The 17,553-nt window shown below is 41.9% G+C and carries 17 protein-coding genes; 1 reads left to right on the forward strand and 16 read right to left on the reverse strand.

The window, feature by feature from the left end:
• Nucleotides 1-35: 35 nt before the first annotated feature.
• The 16 genes from ileS to EKM67_RS06490 all read right to left on the reverse strand — a co-directional run bounded on the left by ileS (nucleotide 36) and on the right by EKM67_RS06490 (nucleotide 17,152).
• Nucleotides 36-2,825, reverse strand: a complete 2,790-nt coding sequence (ileS, locus tag EKM67_RS06415; RefSeq protein WP_125578207.1) for an isoleucine--tRNA ligase — start codon at nucleotides 2,823-2,825, stop codon at nucleotides 36-38.
• A 229-nt stretch (nucleotides 2,826-3,054) separates the two neighbouring features.
• Nucleotides 3,055-3,855, reverse strand: coding sequence for a DivIVA domain-containing protein (locus tag EKM67_RS06420; protein WP_125578208.1), 801 nt, complete (start codon nucleotides 3,853-3,855; stop codon nucleotides 3,055-3,057).
• Nucleotides 3,856-3,874: 19 nt separating this feature from the next.
• Nucleotides 3,875-4,675: a YlmH family RNA-binding protein gene (locus EKM67_RS06425; RefSeq protein WP_125578209.1), complete on the reverse strand. Its 801-nt coding sequence runs from the start codon at nucleotides 4,673-4,675 to the stop codon at nucleotides 3,875-3,877.
• 32 nt (nucleotides 4,676-4,707) lie between these two features.
• The gene (locus EKM67_RS06430) at nucleotides 4,708-4,980 is read right to left on the reverse strand and encodes a YggT family protein (RefSeq protein WP_125578210.1); all 273 of its coding nucleotides are present in this window, start codon (nucleotides 4,978-4,980) and stop codon (nucleotides 4,708-4,710) included.
• Nucleotides 4,980-5,426: a cell division protein SepF gene (locus EKM67_RS06435; protein WP_125578211.1), complete on the reverse strand. Its 447-nt coding sequence runs from the start codon at nucleotides 5,424-5,426 to the stop codon at nucleotides 4,980-4,982. Before EKM67_RS06435 ends, EKM67_RS06430 begins: the two co-directional genes overlap by 1 nt.
• Nucleotides 5,427-5,451: 25 nt before the next feature.
• Nucleotides 5,452-6,717 carry a cell division protein FtsZ gene (gene ftsZ, locus EKM67_RS06440; protein ID WP_125578212.1) on the reverse strand — a complete coding sequence of 422 codons (1,266 nt, stop codon included), beginning with the start codon at nucleotides 6,715-6,717 and terminating at the stop codon, nucleotides 5,452-5,454.
• A gap of 31 nt (nucleotides 6,718-6,748) precedes the next feature.
• Entirely contained in the window at nucleotides 6,749-8,128 is a 1,380-nt protein-coding gene (gene ftsA, locus EKM67_RS06445; protein ID WP_125578213.1) for a cell division protein FtsA, read from the reverse strand.
• A 124-nt stretch (nucleotides 8,129-8,252) separates the two neighbouring features.
• Nucleotides 8,253-9,101: a cell division protein FtsQ/DivIB gene (locus tag EKM67_RS06450; protein ID WP_164506593.1), complete on the reverse strand. Its 849-nt coding sequence runs from the start codon at nucleotides 9,099-9,101 to the stop codon at nucleotides 8,253-8,255.
• 25 nt (nucleotides 9,102-9,126) lie between these two features.
• On the reverse strand, nucleotides 9,127-10,233 hold the full coding sequence (gene murG / locus EKM67_RS06455) for an undecaprenyldiphospho-muramoylpentapeptide beta-N-acetylglucosaminyltransferase (RefSeq protein WP_125578215.1): 1,107 nt from the start codon (nucleotides 10,231-10,233) through the stop codon (nucleotides 9,127-9,129).
• Nucleotides 10,230-11,615 carry a UDP-N-acetylmuramoyl-L-alanine--D-glutamate ligase gene (murD, locus tag EKM67_RS06460; protein WP_125578216.1) on the reverse strand — a complete coding sequence of 462 codons (1,386 nt, stop codon included), beginning with the start codon at nucleotides 11,613-11,615 and terminating at the stop codon, nucleotides 10,230-10,232. The genes murG and murD overlap by 4 nt, the downstream gene beginning before the upstream one ends.
• 15 nt (nucleotides 11,616-11,630) lie before the next feature.
• A complete protein-coding gene (mraY, locus tag EKM67_RS06465; protein ID WP_125578217.1) occupies nucleotides 11,631-12,596 on the reverse strand; it encodes a phospho-N-acetylmuramoyl-pentapeptide-transferase in 966 nt (321 codons plus the stop codon).
• A 51-nt stretch (nucleotides 12,597-12,647) separates the two neighbouring features.
• Nucleotides 12,648-14,771: a penicillin-binding transpeptidase domain-containing protein gene (locus EKM67_RS06470; RefSeq protein WP_379894623.1), complete on the reverse strand. Its 2,124-nt coding sequence runs from the start codon at nucleotides 14,769-14,771 to the stop codon at nucleotides 12,648-12,650.
• A gap of 56 nt (nucleotides 14,772-14,827) precedes the next feature.
• On the reverse strand, nucleotides 14,828-15,205 hold the full coding sequence (gene ftsL, locus EKM67_RS06475; RefSeq protein ID WP_125578219.1) for a cell division protein FtsL: 378 nt from the start codon (nucleotides 15,203-15,205) through the stop codon (nucleotides 14,828-14,830).
• A gap of 28 nt (nucleotides 15,206-15,233) precedes the next feature.
• Nucleotides 15,234-16,187: a 16S rRNA (cytosine(1402)-N(4))-methyltransferase RsmH gene (gene rsmH / locus EKM67_RS06480; RefSeq protein WP_125578220.1), complete on the reverse strand. Its 954-nt coding sequence runs from the start codon at nucleotides 16,185-16,187 to the stop codon at nucleotides 15,234-15,236.
• A 9-nt stretch (nucleotides 16,188-16,196) separates the two neighbouring features.
• On the reverse strand, nucleotides 16,197-16,628 hold the full coding sequence (mraZ, locus tag EKM67_RS06485) for a division/cell wall cluster transcriptional repressor MraZ (protein WP_125578221.1): 432 nt from the start codon (nucleotides 16,626-16,628) through the stop codon (nucleotides 16,197-16,199).
• 167 nt (nucleotides 16,629-16,795) lie between these two features.
• Nucleotides 16,796-17,152 (reverse strand): DUF3397 family protein, encoded by a 357-nt coding sequence (locus EKM67_RS06490; RefSeq protein ID WP_125578222.1) that lies wholly within the window; start codon nucleotides 17,150-17,152, stop codon nucleotides 16,796-16,798.
• A gap of 121 nt (nucleotides 17,153-17,273) precedes the next feature.
• Here EKM67_RS06490 and EKM67_RS06495 point away from each other — a divergent pair, with 121 nt between their 5' ends.
• A complete protein-coding gene (locus EKM67_RS06495) occupies nucleotides 17,274-17,390 on the forward strand; it encodes a DUF4044 domain-containing protein (RefSeq protein WP_083479151.1) in 117 nt (38 codons plus the stop codon).
• The last annotated feature ends 163 nt before the right edge of the window (nucleotides 17,391-17,553 follow it).

A 17,553-nucleotide genomic window follows, 5' to 3' on the forward strand; every position in this document is an offset into this window, starting at 1 on the left:
AAGTGGTTCTTTTATTTTGTCATAAATGATTTTACCTAAGCTTTTTTAACGTCAAAGCCTTCAGTTAAGACTTGCGGAAATTCTGCGCGGACAATCTTAGCACAATTTGCGCATAAGTTTGGTAAATCAGCGTCTGAACCAACATCCGTCAACGTTTTACGACAACGATCGCAAACTTCACCAGGCGCGTGTTCTACCGTGATTGCAAAGTCGCCGAAACTCGTTGCATCTTTCGGAGCTTCATCGGTACTGATCGTTAATTTAGAAACGATCAACAACTGTGCGAGGTCAGCATTTAACATCGACAACAAGTTATGCAACTGCTCGTTTGGATAAACGGTGATTGCTGCTTCTAATGACTTGCCGATTACTTTGTCATTCCGGGCGACTTCTAAAGCACGATGAACGTCGTCGCGGAAGGCCATGAATTGTGACCATTGTGCCAGCAAGGTATCTTGACTGACATATTTTTGAACTTCAGGCATCTCTGCCAATTGAACATAATCTTCTGGTTCGGATAAATATTGCCAAACTTCTTCGGCCGTATGTGGCAAAACCGGCGTGAGCAACTTAGTCACAGCAACCAAACATTGATAGATGACAGTCTGCATTGCCCGACGTTCTGGGTCGTTTTCTGCATCAATGTAGACGACATCCTTCGCAAAATCTAAATAGAATGCAGATAAATCATTGACTAAGAAACTATTCACTAATTTAAGCGCAGTCGTGAAATCAAACTGATCATATGCAGCTAATGACTTGCTGACGACTTCATTCAGACGTACTAAGACATACTGATCCACTTCACGTAACTGATCGAATTCTAAGCTATCGTTTTTTACGTCAAAGTCAGTTACATTCGCCAACATGAAGCGCATTGTATTACGAATTTTCCGATATGATTCAGAAACTTGCTTCAAAATATCCATCGAAACCGCAACGTCAGAACTCGTATCTGTCGAAGCGACCCACAAGCGGATAATTTCGGCACCGAGTTGACGGAAGATATCGTTAGGGTCAATTACATTTCCGAGTGACTTGCTCATCTTATGACCCTTGTTGTCCAAAACAAAACCTTGAGAAACGATTTGACGATAAGGTGCTTGTCCTGTCACAGCCATACTCGTGATCAAACTCGAATTAAACCAGCCACGATATTGATCGGAACCTTCAAGATATAAGTCTGCTGGGAAACTTAATTCTGGGCGTTGTGCCATAACGGCTTGATGTGACGATCCAGAATCGAACCAAACATCAAGAATATCTTTTTCTTTGGTAAATTCACCATTAGGGCTACCAGGATGTGTGAATCCTTCAGGTAATAACTCTTTAGCAGAGCGTTCATACCAAACGATCGAGCCGTATTTTTCGAAGAGATCCGCCACGTGGTTCGTCGTTTCCGGTGTGATAATGGCATCACCATTTTCCGCGTAGAAAATTGGCAATGGTAATCCCCATGCTCGTTGACGAGAAATGACCCAATCGCCACGATCACGAATCATATTATACAGACGTGTTTGACCCCACTCTGGCGTAAATTTAACTTGCTTGATCTGAGCCAAAATTTGATCACGGAACGTATCGATCGATGCAAACCATTGTGTGGTTGCTCGGAAAATAACCGGCTTCTTCGTCCGCCAATCATGAGGATAGCTATGCGTGAAGAAGCTTAATTTCAACAACGCACCGCTTTTTTCAAGTGCGGTTGTCACTAATTTATTGGCATCATCGTAGAAAACGCCTTCGAATCCAGGTGCGTTCTCATTCATGTTACCTTGTGCATCAACTACTGAATAAATTGGTAGATGATATTTTTGACCAACATTAAAGTCATCAGCACCATGTCCAGGTGCCGTATGAACTAATCCAGTACCATCGTCTAACGTGACATGGCCACCTAAGATGACAACAGATTCGCGGTCATAAAGTGGGTGTTTAGTTGTGATATATTCCAGATCTTTGCCTGCAACATGTTTCAAAGTTTCATAATTTTCGAAGCCAAGTGCCGCCGTTGCTTCAGCAAGACGTTCTGTAGCAATGACGTATTTTTTCCCATCGACTACAATCACGCTATAATCGAAACGTGGATTGACAGAAATAGCTAAGTTGGCGGGGATCGTCCAAGGTGTCGTTGTCCAGATGATCAATGATGTGTCGGTATCCAATACACCTTTACCATCAATCACTTTGAAGGCAACATAAATCGAAGGTGATTTGATATCATGATATTCAATTTCAGCTTCAGCCAAAGTTGATTCAGAAGAGGGTGACCAATAAACGGGCTTCTTACCTTTATAGATATAGCCTTTTTCGGCCATTTTACCGAACACTCGAACTTCTTCAGCTTCAAATTCTGGTTGCAAGGTAATATAAGGATGATCCCAATCTCCAGCAACACCTAAACGCTTGAAGCCAGTCTTTTGTTTCTCAACTTCGTTCATGGCAAAATCGTAGCAAAGTTTCCGATATTCAATGGGGTCCATCGTCTTACGGTCAACACCTTGTTTGGCTAGTTGTTGTTCGATTGGCAAGCCATGTGTATCCCAGCCAGGAACGTAAGGCGCACGAAAACCATGCATCGATTTATAACGCACAATAATATCCTTGCTGACCTTATTCAAGGCGTGTCCTAAATGAATATTACCATTTGCAAATGGCGGGCCATCATGCAACATAAATGTTGGTTTAGCTTCGTTTAACTTTTGACGTCGTTCGTAAACATGATTTTCTTCCCATTGTGCTTGCCATTCAGGCTCACGCTTGGGCAGATTCCCCCGCATAGGAAATTCCGTCTTACCTAAATGCAATGTATCTTTAACTCGCATATTATTAAACCTCCATCATCTTTTTGAATATAAAAAAACGCCCTATAAAATAGGACGAGATTCCCGTGGTACCACCTAAATTGAAAAGCAAATTGCTTTCCCACTTCATTCAAATTATCCAAATGTATCTCAAGCTGATGCATTATGATCTGGGAAATACCGGACTCACACCAACACCGGCTCGCTTTAATTGCAAATCACAATTTAATCTTGAAATGATAGCTTTATTCTACTTGTTTTCTTCTGGAAAAACAACCGTTATGCCATCTTGGCTTTGATCTGAGAATTCTTCAGGTGCAGCCGTTGCTTCATCACTATGACTACGATACTGGAATACAGGTTCACTGTCATCCACCGTATCTGTTTGTTCAGAAGTAGACTCAACAGTTGCTTCGCTGTCCGCGTTGTCAGCTTCACTTGGTGTCTGTTCAAATTCAGTTGGGTCTTGTGTCTCAGAATTAATTGCGTTTAATTGGGCAACAGGTTCAGCGTCTGAAGAAGATGTTGCTTGATTATTAGCGACTGAACCGATACTTTGATTTAACAATTCATCCCATTCAGGCGCATTAACCATTGCAACCTGTGACTGTAACAACACTTGCAACTTCTGGTGGAAGACGCGTGTGCTATCACGCAAATCGGCGGTCTCAACGGTTAATTGACGTGAACGATCAGTTGCTTCCGTTAAGATCTGATTAGAACGATCAGTTGCTTCTTTAATCAACTCATTAGCCTGTTTCTGAGCGTCTTGCTTAGTCGTCTCTGCTTCATGTTGTGCATTCTCACGCACTCTTTCAGCAGCGTCCTGAGCAACAATGATCGATTGATTCAACGCATCTTTTAAATCTGTAAAGTAGCTAACGCGTTCTTGGCTTTCCTTCAAAGATTGTTCCAATTGTTGATTCTGTAAAAGGACTTCATTGTATTCGGCAGCAGCTTGATCAAGAAAATCTTGAACTGCATCTGGATCAAAGCCACGGAAACGAGTCTCAAATTTTTGATTCTGAATATCATTTGGTGTTAATGCCATTCTAAGATCTCCTTATTCATTAATGACTCAAGGGTTGACGGCGCAAAGTCGCAATTTTTAGCTTGTAACGTTCCTTGCGTGTTCGTCCGAGCACATCGAGCAATTGCACTCGACCAAATTTTCGAACGCTAAGCATATCTAACAGATCAACTTGAAAGTCGGGATGCTGATTAATACTCCAATTCACCTGGACACGTTGATCCTCAACTAACTCTTTCGCGCGTTGACGGGAAATGTTGAAAGTTTCAGAGATGATCGTATCTAATCGCATAGATGTGGTTACAATGGATTCTTCTTGCCAATCAACAACGGGTATGACTGCATCAAGAATAGGCACAAGTTCCACACGTACATTGATCGAACCGATTTTGGTGATTTGTTCCACGAAAAATGAGGTCATTGCTTCGACTCCGAAGAATTGCCAAGTCTCGCCATCGGTGATAATATCGCCGAATTGACTACGATCCACACCAGAATTAATTAACGTTCCAAGAATTCGACCGTGGGACAAAGTGGCAAATTTAATGGGGTATTTAATTTCAAAGAGTTGAATGTGATAATCACTACTTTGTGGCGTGAAATAATCGGGGGCGAAAATGACGCGCTTCCGCTCCGATTGATTGTATCCCCCATCTTGCGAATATTTAAATGAATCATCGGTTTTCCCGATTACTGTTTCGATTAGAAAAATCTGACGTGGATCCAAAAAATCAGTCAGTATTGGTCGATACTCATTGACCGCCTGATTACGCCAATCGTTGATCCGCTCAATAAATGGGCGTTCTTCAGGACGGAAATGTTGAAATACGGCACTATCCAATTGATTTCCCTCCCTTTCCGTTCACTAGACGATTAGAAAACGCCGAAAAATATCAGTGACAACAATCTTTGTAATAAATAAACCAGTCCTAACGCAATCAGTGGCGAAAAACTGATCCCACCAAACGAGGGAATGATACGGTCGATGACACTGAATAACGGCTCAACAATACGAGCAATGATTTGCCCAAAACGCGAAAAACGCGCCCGTGGGACCCACGACATGATTGCATAGATCACAATGGCAATATTATATGCCTGTAAGACATAAGATAAGAGTTCATAGAGTCCAGATAGAAAAGTCATTAGTTAAAGTCCTTATCACTTTGTAAAACGTCTGAAATTGAGCCTTCAATTTCAAACTTTGCAGGAGTGCACAAGAAAATCTTATCCCCAACACGTTGGATCTCGCCCTTGATGGCAAATACAGTCCCGGTCAAGAAATCGATCACTCTTCGAGATTGTTGATCATCCATTTGGCTGAAATTAACGATCGTTGCTTGATTGTTTAACAAGTTAGTTGCAATTTCTTTTGCATCAGCATAGATTCTGGGTTCAGAAATGACGATTTTTCTCGCCAATGAGCGATTACTATTGTTCATTGGCACAACATTACCGACATTATTTGTTGCTTGATCAGCAGCACCAGAAGTTATGGTTGATTGCTCATCTTGTTGGTTTTCTGTTTCGTAGTCTTCATCTTCATCGTCTTCTGTCATTCCGAAAAAACGACTGAGCTTTTCAAAAGCCATAATTGATCACCTCGTTGATCTATGCCTATTTTTGACGACGTTTCAAGAATGGTGGGACATCATCATCATTTTTTTTGTTGGTATCTTCACTGTCTTCGTTTAATTGACGCGTTTGAAAAGTATCGAAATTCTGTTTCTCGATATTCTCAAATTCGCGGTCTAAATTTTCTGGGCGATTAGAAGCCTTTGATGCTTCGGTTTCTGTCTGGAGAATATTCCAAGGATCATCATCTTTGGCAGCAGGCTTCTTATCTTCAGTCGTAGACGTTGTTGATGCAGTCTTATTGGTGTTACGGTTAGGAACTGCTTTACGCTTCTTAGCAGCATCGATATCGCCGATACCAGTTGCGATAACAGTGACACGTACTTCATCGCCTAAACTTTCATCGATTGAAGTCCCCCAAATGATATTAACATTTGATGAGGCAGCCTCTGAAACGATTTGTGAGGCAGCTTCCATTTCGTACAAGGTCAAATCAAGACCACCAGTGATATTCAACAAGACTTTTTCGGCACCTTGAATTGAAACTTCAAGCATTGGTGAAGAAATAGCTTTCTTCGTGGCTTCAGTAATCCGGTTCTCACCGTTTGCAGAACCAACGCCCATCAATGCAGAACCTTGATCCTTCATAACATTAGTCACATCGGCAAAGTCCAAGTTAATATAACCAGGTGATGTGATCAAGTCAGAAATACCTTGAACACCCTGACGCAAAACATTATCAGCTTCATGGAAGGCTTCATTCAAAGGTGTCTTCTTGTCGATCATTTCCAATAAACGGTTATTGGAAATAACGATCAATGTGTCGACCTGTTGTTTCATTTGTGAGATACCTTCAGCGGCAAAACGTGCACGATCTGGACCTTCAAATGTAAACGGACGAGTAACGACACCGACAGTTAAAGCACCTAAGTCTTTGGCAATTTTAGCGACAACAGGTGCTGCACCAGTACCGGTACCACCGCCCATACCTGCAGTGACGAAAACCATGTCGGCACCTTGCAGAGCGTTCGTTAAGGCTTCTTCACTCTCATCGGCAGCTTTTTCGCCGACTTCTGGCTTAGAACCTGCACCTAGACCACGAGTCAATTTAGGCCCGAGTTGAATTTTAATATCAGCTTTTGATTTATCTAAAACTTGTAAGTCAGTATTAGTCGCAATAAATTGTACGCCTTGAATACTTTCTTCGATCATGCGTTCAAGCGCATTACCGCCGGCTCCACCAACACCGATTACTTTAATAACGGCGCCGGAAGATTGATTTTGATCTTTTGATTTTGATGCATCCATGTGCTATTTCCTCCTAAGGTTTCACAGACTTCTAATCGAAGAATTTATTGAAGAAACTACGCAGTTTACTTTGCGGTTCTTGCTGCTTCGTATTCTTGGTCTCGTTACTCTGCGATTTAGTATTATTATTTGAACTGCTTGAATTTCCACGATTACCAAAACCAAACGTCCCAAAACGAGATTCCGCTGGTTGTATTGGTTCAGTTTCGGGTTTAACTGCTGGCTTACTGGCAGTGCTATTTAGTGCATTCTTATTGATCACACTAGTCACGAGCAAATCAATTTCACTGAGATTGGCCGCGTAGGTAACTAAACCTAAAACGGTAGCGAAAGAGGCATTGCGCAAGCCCATTTCTCTTGGTGCATAGATTCGAACTTTTGTATCAAGCAATTCGGTTGCTAGTGAAGTCAAACTCATTGTTTCGGCAACACCACCGGTAATTACAACGCCACCGGGTAAATCAAAAGCATGAACCTGATCTAACTTATCCGCTAATCGCCCAAAAATTTGTTCAAATCTAGCTTCAAGGATATCAGAAAGATAAGTTTCATCAACCATCACCGGATCATCTTTGCCGACAATTTCAACTGGGAACTTCTCACTGTCAGAAGTGGAACGCGGATTAGCAACACCATAATTCCGTTTAATCGTCTCGGCGTTACTCATCGACGTATTCAACACAACGGAAACATCCTTAGTTAAGTTGCCACCACCCTCGTCATCAGCGGCAATAAACTTCAGCTGATGATCATGGATCACATAAGCAGTCGATTGTGCACCACCCATATCGATCAAGACGGTTCCAAAATCCTGTTCACCATCATTGAGTGCCACAGTTGATAAAGCGGACGGGTTCAAAACGAAATGCTTCAAACGTAATCCAGTTCGCTCCAAGACCTTGCGGATATTATTGACTACAAGACTAGGAACAGAATAAATGAGGCCTTCCATTTCGATCCGAACAGCCGACATACCGCGTGGATCAACGATATGCGCCTGGCCATCAACAATAAATTGTTGAGGCATAATTGCTACGATTTCTCGCTCAGGTGGTAAGTTGCGCGAAAGGGCTGCGCTAGCAACACTGCGAACTTCCTGATCGGTAATTTCTTTAGGCTGATCAGCAACGATCGTCATGCCCTTAACGGGTTCGATCAACATATCTTTTGCGGGAATACCAACGATCACTTGATCAAATTTAATATTTGCTTTTGTTTGAGCCTGATGAACTGCCTTTCGAGTTGCGGCGACAACTTTATCGATATCGACGATCACACCATCTTTAAGACCTTGCGAACGTTCACTACCAACGCCAATAATATTCAAATGGTCGTTAATTGACTCACCGACGATAACTCTGATTGCAGTTGTCCCAATATCGAGGCCCACATATATCTGAGCTTTATCCATTAAAATAAAGCCTCCTCGATTATTTTATTTATATTCATTAATAGTCAAAAAACTAGTACTACTTAAAGTTTAACACATCAAGGATGTGTTAATAAACTGTTATTTCCGATTAGCAAAAATAAGTTTATTTTTCTTCATCAAAAGGTACGAAATAGGCACCAACTTCTAAATCAACGATCCCTTTTTTGCTCGTCTGAGCAACAATGCTACCATAATATTTCAGGCGACTGATCACCGTTCGAGAATCCGCCACAACTTCATTACCATCATTCATGTATAAATGGATTCGATATGGATTTGTTTTGCTGGGATCTGCCTTAACTTCAGAAATTGCATTCTGAATTTGTGCTGGCATCTTGCCATAAAGCTTGATGATTCTATTTAAAGCTGTTTCCTGCTTAAAGCCAGAATAAATCGGAAAATTTCCGATCGGTTTCTTGAGAACTTCATCATCCACGAAACCATTACTTAACACACGACGATAATTAGAATTATTAACCACAAAGCCGACTGTTGTATATTCTTGCACCGCAATATTGATCTGTTGCCAGTTTGTAAATTTGAGGGTCACTTTTTTAAGTGCTGGTACTTTTTTGATAATTTGTTCTGACAACTGATTACGCGTCAACCACGTCGTACTCACGTAGTTTTCTGAAGATAATTTACTCGCGTCGATCACATCCTGTGCCGCCGTTAATTTTTCACCGGACACTGAGATGTTGCCAACATGTGCTAACGGTGAAACGTGATAGGTTAAGGCACCGAGTAATGATCCAAAAATTAAAATGATAACGACTAATCGCCAGGTCAATTGCCAGCGTTGTTGTCGACGAAAATGTGGTAATTCATCTGAAACCGGACGTGCTAACTTTTTTTCTTGACGCCGTTGAGATTTCTCACGGAATTTTTCCCAGTTTTGAATCGTCGCGTTGGGGTCAAGCTTAGCGATTTTATCTGAATGATCGTCTTTCACCAAGATGCCCCCCACCTTTCATTAATTAGTGATGGTACTGACGAATCAAAGACAACATTTCGCTGATCATCTTATCACTGGCATCTGGTGTAGCTAAGGATAAAGCGGCCATATGCATCCGTTGCCAGACCTCAGAATCTAACAAGATATGATCGGCAGCGGCCACGAGTGATCGACCGTTCAATTCGACCTCTGGTAATAATACCGCAGCCGAACTTTTAACAAGATAATCAGCATTTTTATTTTGGTGATCATGAGTCACATATGGACTCGGAATCAGAATCGACGGAATTCCGAGCGCCGTAATTTCCGCTAATGTCGTCGCACCACTGCGGCCACAAAGTACCGATATCTCAGGTAACAGTTGGCTTAAATTATCTAAGTAAGGCAATACTTTAATATTTGGCTTCTCTGCTAGTGACCCAATGTTTTCTCTAACGTTGTCATATAAGGCGCGGCCGGTAATAAACAGCACTTGGTATGATTTCTCTGAAAGTTCTGGCAATGCAGCAATGACCGCTTTATTCAGCGGTTCAGCGCCTCGACTTCCGCCAACAATCAACAAGGTTCTCAAATCAGAATTCATACCAAGTGTGCTCAAAATTCCTTGAGGTTTTAGTGTGGAAACTTCTTGAGCACGCGGGTTACCAGTTTGAACTAATTTTTTCTGTTCAGAGAATTGATGGGCAACTTCAGGAAAGACATAAGCGACCCGATCCACAAAATGAGCAAGAAATTTATTTGATAGTCCGGCAACCGAGTTTTGCTCGTGAATCATTGTGGGGATGTGCAAGCGGCTCGCTTCATAACAAACCGGCGCGCAAACATACCCTCCCGTACCAATCACAATATCGGGTTGAAACTCTTGGATCAATGTTTTGGCTCGGCCTAAACTCTTACGGAATTTATTGATCGTTGTGATATTTTCCGTCGTTAACTTACGACGAAAACCTTGAATTTCAATTGTTTCAAATGGGATTCCAGCTTTGGTTACAATATCCGCTTCGAGCCCTTTTTTAGTGCCAACATACAGCACTGCATCTAACTGATGACGTTCTTTTAGACGCTTGATCAAGGCCAAGGCCGGATAAATATGACCGCCAGTACCACCACCAGAAATTAATAATCTCATTTTTCTGACTCCTCAACTTGATTCGTAATTTCTTCTACAGTTTTAATAAATAAATCGCCACGCTCTTCGAAGGTATTAAATTGATCCCAACTTGCAGCAGCAGGCGAAAGTAGAATAACCTCATTTGCTCGCGATAGCTTAACAGCTTGCTTGGTTGCGTCGACTAAGTTTTCAACCTTGACGATTTTTTCGAGGCCGGCTTTTTTGCCTGCATCAATCATTAAATTGGCTGTTTCACCATAGACCACCATCGTGCGGACATGCAACTTCATCAAGGATACCAATTCATCGAAGACAAAGCCACGATCTAGCCCACCCGCGATCAAATCGATTGGTTGGTCAAAGCTCTGCAGTGCCACTGTCGTTGCCTCAATATTGGTCGCCTTAGAATCATTGTAGAAACGGCGTTGATGCCATTCCTCGACGAATTGGATGCGATGGCGGACGCCGGCAAACGTACTAAGCACATCAATAATAGCTTGGTTACTAACACCTTTTATCTTGGCAACCGCAATGGCAGCCAAGGCGTTCTCCACATTGTGCTGTCCAGGGATTTTAATAATATTTGCCGGACAAATCTTTTCATCTTTGAAATAGATAAACCCATCTTGTAAGTAGCTACCTTCGTGGCTCAAGTTTTTGCGAGAAAATGGAACAACTTGCCCCTTAGTTCGTTGACTTAAGCCTTGCCATTCTTCACTATCCCAGTTGACCACGAAATAATCTTCCGCGGTTTGATTCTTGATAATATTCATCTTGGCTTCGACATAATTATGGCGATTACCATGATAATCCAAATGAGCTTCATAAATATTCGTAAGTACCGCAATATGCGGATTCAATTGCGTTGTTCCCAATAACTGAAAGCTCGACAATTCTGTCACCATGGTTTGGTCAGGCTTAATTTTTTGTGCTACTTCTGATGCAGGTACACCAATATTGCCTGCCACAAAAGCCCGCGGTGTTGATAAACCATCGTTTAACATTAGGTTGATTAACGTCGTCGTGGTCGTCTTACCATTGGACCCTGTGATACCAATAAATTCGCCTTCCAAGACCTCATAGGCCAATTCCGGCTCGGTGATAATCGGTAATTTTAATTCTTGAGCGCGTTGTACCATTGGATTATTATACGGGATTCCCGGGTTTTTAACCATCAGGCTAAAGTCTTCATCCAACAACGCCAGCGGATGACTACCCGCAATGACGCGAATGCCTTCCTCGACCAATTGTTGCGCTTCAGGATTTTCGGAGAGTGGTTTTTTGTCGTTAACGGTCACCAGCGCCCCTAGTTTATGTAAGAGCAGTGCAGCGTGCACACCACTTTTTGCCAAGCCTAATACGATCACTTTTTTATTCTGATAATCTGTAACTTTCTTCATGCTACCCTTGCACCTCTATAGAAAAATTAATAAATAAATTGCTGCACCAACTAATCCAGCTGCCCAAAACGTTAAAACAACTTTCTTCTCGGAACCTTTGCCCCAAACAATTTCAAAATGATGATGGATCGGTGACATCTTAAAAATCCGTTTGTGGAAAGTTTTAAATGAAAAGACTTGTAGAATTACTGAGGCAGTTTCGATCACATAAACTAAACCAATCAATAATAACGACCATGGCCGCTCCAAAATAATTGAAATAGCCGCCAAGCCACCACCTAACGCTAATGATCCGGTGTCGCCCATGAAAATCTGAGCCGGTAAATGATTGAAAATCAAGAATGCGAGTAACGCGCCAACAACTGCCAAACAAATCATCAAAACAACTTGATTATCTTGTTGCGCGGCAATGATGGCATAGGCGCCATATGAAATAATTCCCAGTCCACCGACCAAGCCATCCAGCCCGTCCGTCAGATTGACCGCGTTAGAAAAACCAACTAACCAGAAGGCTACAAAGACGGCGAAGAAAACGGGTGAGCTGATTTCACCGATGACTGGGAACGGAATCGTTGTCGGCATTTGATCATGGAAATAAATGACCAAAAAGATAATTGCCGTCACGATTTGCGCAATAAATTTCTGACGGGCAGTCAAGCCTAAGTTGCGTTTCATTTTCAACTTGACTGAATCATCAGCAAACCCAATTGCACCGAAGAGCAAAATCACCGATGCAAATAGCCAAACCGGTGTCGTCAAACAGTGACCAACCAAGCTGACAACAAATATCGTGATCAAAATTGCGAGTAAGAAAATCAAACCACCCATAGTTGGCGTGCCTGATTTTTTTTCGTGCCATTTCGGCCCTTCTTCACGTATTTGTTGACCTTCATCATGCCTTCGAAGATAAATAATGAAATATGGCAGACAAAGCGCAGTAAGTACAAATGTGCCAATGACGGCAGCTAAGGAATATTCCATTTTTTTCACTCCCGATTAATTTATCAAACTATATCTATATTTAATTTATATTTATGGTTCCTTTAATTTGATCGTAACCTCATCACTGTTAGGAATTACATCACCGGCTAGCAAACTTTGGCTCGTCGCATAACCCGTCCCTGTAATTTTGAAGTTACGTCCAGTGATCTCAGCCAATTTTAACACATCATTTTTGGACCAGCCAATGACGTCGGGCATCGTCATCGCACCCTCTGTCAATAAGACCACGCGTTGGCCCTTGATCACTTTCTCGTCGGCCGCTGGTAATTGTTGAACGACCTTGCTACCACTGCCAACCTGAGAAACAACTAGCCCTTTATCCTCAGCAGTTTTTGTCGCTGCTTTAGCTGTTTGATCCGTCAGTTTAGGCATCGAGATCGAATTTGTGGCCGTTTTGGTATCGCTGCTCTCATACTTAAGTGCACGTTTCATTAACGGATTGAAAATTCCACTCATTAGCGCTGATTCCGAAGGAGGCGTAATTGTCGGCTGTTGAACAGTGACATAGCAAATATATTCGGGGTCATCTGCTGGCACCATACCTGCCACTGAGAACACGTAATTATTTTCACCGGTTAAATATTGACCATTTGTACCTGCAACCTGAGCAGTACCCGTTTTAGCAGCAACACGATAACCTGGAATTTGATAACTACCGCCTGTCCCATAGTCAGCGTAAACGACTTGCTCCATTAACTTACGAACAGACTTTGCCGTGCTTGCTTTAATTGGATGACCAGCCACTTTCGTTTCGTAGGACGTGCTCTTACCACTGCTGCTAACGGTATGATCAACAATTTGTGGCTCAACCATCTCGCCATTATTTGCAACGGCACTTAGATACTTCATCATCTGCATTACCGTCACATTAACACCCTGGCCAAAAGCTGTGGTTGCTTGCGTGACCGGCGACTTCAGATCTAAACTGCCGGCTACTTCGCCAGGCAAAGTGATACCTGTTTTTTCGCCAACCTGAAATTTCTTTAAATATTTAGCAAATCTTTTTTGGCCTAATTGTTCTTCAATTTTGACCATGCCAACGTTACTAGAACGTGGAAGTGCTTGAGAATATGGAATCCACCCCCACCCGCTACGATCCCAATCGTAAAGTGTTCGATCATCGACTTCGACAGAGCCAGATTTGTAATATTCATTAGGTTTGTATGTGCCTGCATCGATTGCAGCGGACATAGTCAATACTTTAAATACGGAACCAGGCTCATACACATCTTCGACCAAGCTATCCCGCCACATTGAGCCAATCCCATCTTTAGTCGACGCATTAAATGTCGGCCGTTGCGAGGCGGCGATGATCTTGCCGGTTTTGGCGTTCATTAAAACAGCATTGATCTTTTTAGGCTTATATTTATCTTGCACACTCTGCATCAAGGTTTCAAGATAAGCTTGCAGCCGCGAATCGAGTGTGAGATAGATCGAAGAACCATTTTTTGGCTTCTTAGTGACGATCTTTGTATTTGGTAGCTCATATCCGAATGAATCTCGCTTAGAATACTCCGAACCGTCCGTACCAGTTAGCGACTTGTTAAAATACTTTTCGATCCCAAGAATGCCGGTTAACTTTTCTTTCGCATCATCAGTGGTATCTGTGGCTTTTTTACCTTCAGGTGTTTCTAATTGAGCAAGGCCAATAATATGTGAAGCGAATGTGCCATTGGGATAAAGTCGTGACGAGGTATCCGTAAACTGGATACCCGATAGATTCTCAGCTTCGATTTTTTTCTTAGTTGCCAAACTTAGATTCTTACCCGCACTGCCGAATTCAATTTGAAATTGATTCTTTTTATTGAGATAAGTCAGAATTTGCGCGGAAGATAATGGTAAATACTTGCTGAGGACGCGTGCGGTTTTCTCTTTATCCGTCACATGCAATGATTTCCCCGACGTGGAATTATAATTCTGATCGAGAACGGCATAAATCGAATAAACACTCGAATCTTCTGCTAATACATTTCCACTGACATCATAAATGGTCCCGCGTTTTGCCTTGATGACCTGATTTTGACTATATTTTTGTTCCGTTTTATTAGTTAAGTTCACACTACCAACGTGTCCACTGGCGGCAATATAGACGAATCTAGAAATAAAAAGCAGGAGTACCGCACTCATCGCAACGATAAGTATCAGCCCTACCATTACACGATTTCGGCGTGTCCTCCTACTTTTCCTTTTGGTTTCTTGCCCATTCAGTTTCATTGCGTAACATTCCTAACATTAGCGTCGTTAAAAGTCAGACCATTTTCTTTTGCATAAGTAGCCAAACGATCCGAACTTGTTAATTCACCAACTTCTTGCTGTAAGTCAACATTTGTTGTTTCGACTTTGGTAATCTTGCTCTGCACGTCTTGCAACTGTCGTTGACTTGAAGAGACATTGATCGTCGTATGTACAAGCATCATCATCAATGCAACCGTCGCACAAGCAACCACTCCAAACATCAATTTTTCAAATTTGGATAGCGCAACTTTTTCTTTACCTCTAACCGCAACCTTAGGTAATTCGAGTGGTTGGGCTTGAGGGACGATTTCTGGTGTAAGTTCTGGTTGTAAACTTCTAACTGTGCTATCCATGATTTTAGACTCCAATGTTAAAATTCGTTTATTTTGATAGTTTTATTCGTTCGGCAATGCGCAACTTGGCACTATGCGCACGATGGTTATCTTCAAGTTCTGTTTCTGAAGGCGTGATCGGCTTGCGATTGATCATTGCCAATTCCGGTTGCATTTCTGGTGGAATGACGGGCAATCCTTGTGGTAATTCGATCTCGGCATTTTTCTTAATGGTTTGTTTAACGATGCGATCTTCTAACGATTGAAAAGTGATCACGCTCAAGCGACCGTGTAATCCAAGAATCTCAATGGCTTGATCTAAACTATCTTGCAATGCCCCTAATTCATCATTAACGGCAATTCGAATTGCTTGAAAGGTCCTTTTAGCTGGATGACCGCCTGTACGGCGAGTGGCGGCAGGAATCGCGTTTTTGATAATTTCTGCTAATTCTGTCGTCGTTGCGATCGGTTTGATCGCTCGCTGACGTTCAATCGCTCGTGCAATCGGTTTTGCAAATCGTTCTTCACCGTATCTTTTGATAATTCGCTGTAAATCTTGAAACGACCATTCATTAACAACGATTGCAGCAGTTAAATCTTGTTGCTGATTCATCCGCATATCAAGTGGCGCTTCAAGACGATAACTAAAGCCACGTTGCTGCTCATCTAACTGCGGTGAGGAAACGCCAAGGTCATAAAGCACGCCATCTACAGATTGAATATTTAATTCTGCTAATTTCTGCTTCAATTCGCGGAAGTTAGCTTGAACTAACGTCACCCGTTCAGGATCCACGAAGCTTTCATCGTGTGCCAATAATTCACGACCGTTATCTAGTGCTTTTTGATCTTGATCAAAGGCAATCACGCGTCCACCTTCGAATCGAGTCAACAATTCACGGGTGTGACCGCCACCACCAAAAGTTGCATCCACGTAGATACCACCATCATGTGGTGCTAAACCGGTCACTGTTTCTTTAAGAAGGACAGTTTGATGTTTAAACATTTCGTCCTCCTACAGATTGAAATCCATTAAATTCTCAGAAATATCGTCGAAATTTTCTTCAGCTTGTTGATTAAATTCGTCCCAACGCGTTTCATCCCAAATTTCAATTCGGTCAGAAACACCGACGATGACACAATTCTTTTGTAATTGTGCGTATTTAAAAAGAGGTGTGGCAATGTTAATTCGGCCTTGTTTGTCTACTTCCATTTCAGTCGCGGCTGCATAGAAGAAACGCACAAACGCACGGGCATCTTTCTTGGTCAGTGGTAATTCATCAAGCTTTTGCTCAAGCTGTTGCCATTTCTCCATTGGATAACCGAACAAACAGCCATCCATCCCTCGTGTCAGTACAAAGGTTTCGCCTAAAGCCGCACGAAACTTAGCTGGCATGATCACACGACCTTTTGCATCGATCGTATGATGAAATTCACCCATTAACATTGTCTCACCTCCCGTCTTGATTAGATTTTACCACAATCCCCCACTATTAACCACTTGGTTTCTACATTCCACCACTTATTGAGAACAATAAAAAAGCCCTTGATATCAAGGGCTTTCGCAGAAAACAGTTTTTGTAAAGCAATCGTAACAATAATACAATCAATTTGTTATATAAAGACCAACCATATAACCACAAATAAATACCAGCCGACCGAGATGAGCAGGAAGCTACGCCAGACCACTACAAAAAAATGAGGGAAATGAAGCGCTTGCTGTTCAACCGCGGTATAAATCGCAAATATCAAAGCAAGCGCACAAACATCAATCAAGATATAAGCCCACGTTGAAGCAATCTGATGGCTGGCTGCCAGTAAGGAGGCCGCGCCTGTTATAAAGGGTGCCCAAGCATCATATAAACGCCATTTCGTTGGCATGAATCTGTTGAGATAAGTCATCAACAAAACACTAACGACAACTCCGATGATCAAGACTAAGAAGCTCCAAACAAAATAGTCTGTTTGCATATGCGACGTCCTACTTTCGAAAATTAATCAATACGGATTGAATTATGGCCGTAATTAAAGTAAAATAGAAACAAATTATAAATATAAAACACAAATTACAAATGAGTTATGAGGTGCTGTTTTGAAAAAACAACAAAGTACTTTTAGTAAAATCACCAAAGTTGTCGTTTGGGTCATGATTTTTGTGACAATTGCTGGCGTTGCACTTGGGGCACTGAGCGCATTTTCAATCTTCTAAATTTAATTCTTATTTAATTACTATTTTACCGCATAATCTTCAATATACCAACGAAATTATACGTATTAAAAAAGAGCTCGATCAAACCAAATGTTGGTGGGCTATACTCCTACTTAAGTAGACAAGCAAATAATCAAAGCTTGTACACTTAGGAAGGAGTTTT

Origin of the sequence: Lapidilactobacillus mulanensis (genome assembly GCF_003946215.1) — a bacterium.
GTDB classification, from domain to species: Bacteria; Bacillota; Bacilli; order Lactobacillales; family Lactobacillaceae; genus Lapidilactobacillus; species Lapidilactobacillus mulanensis.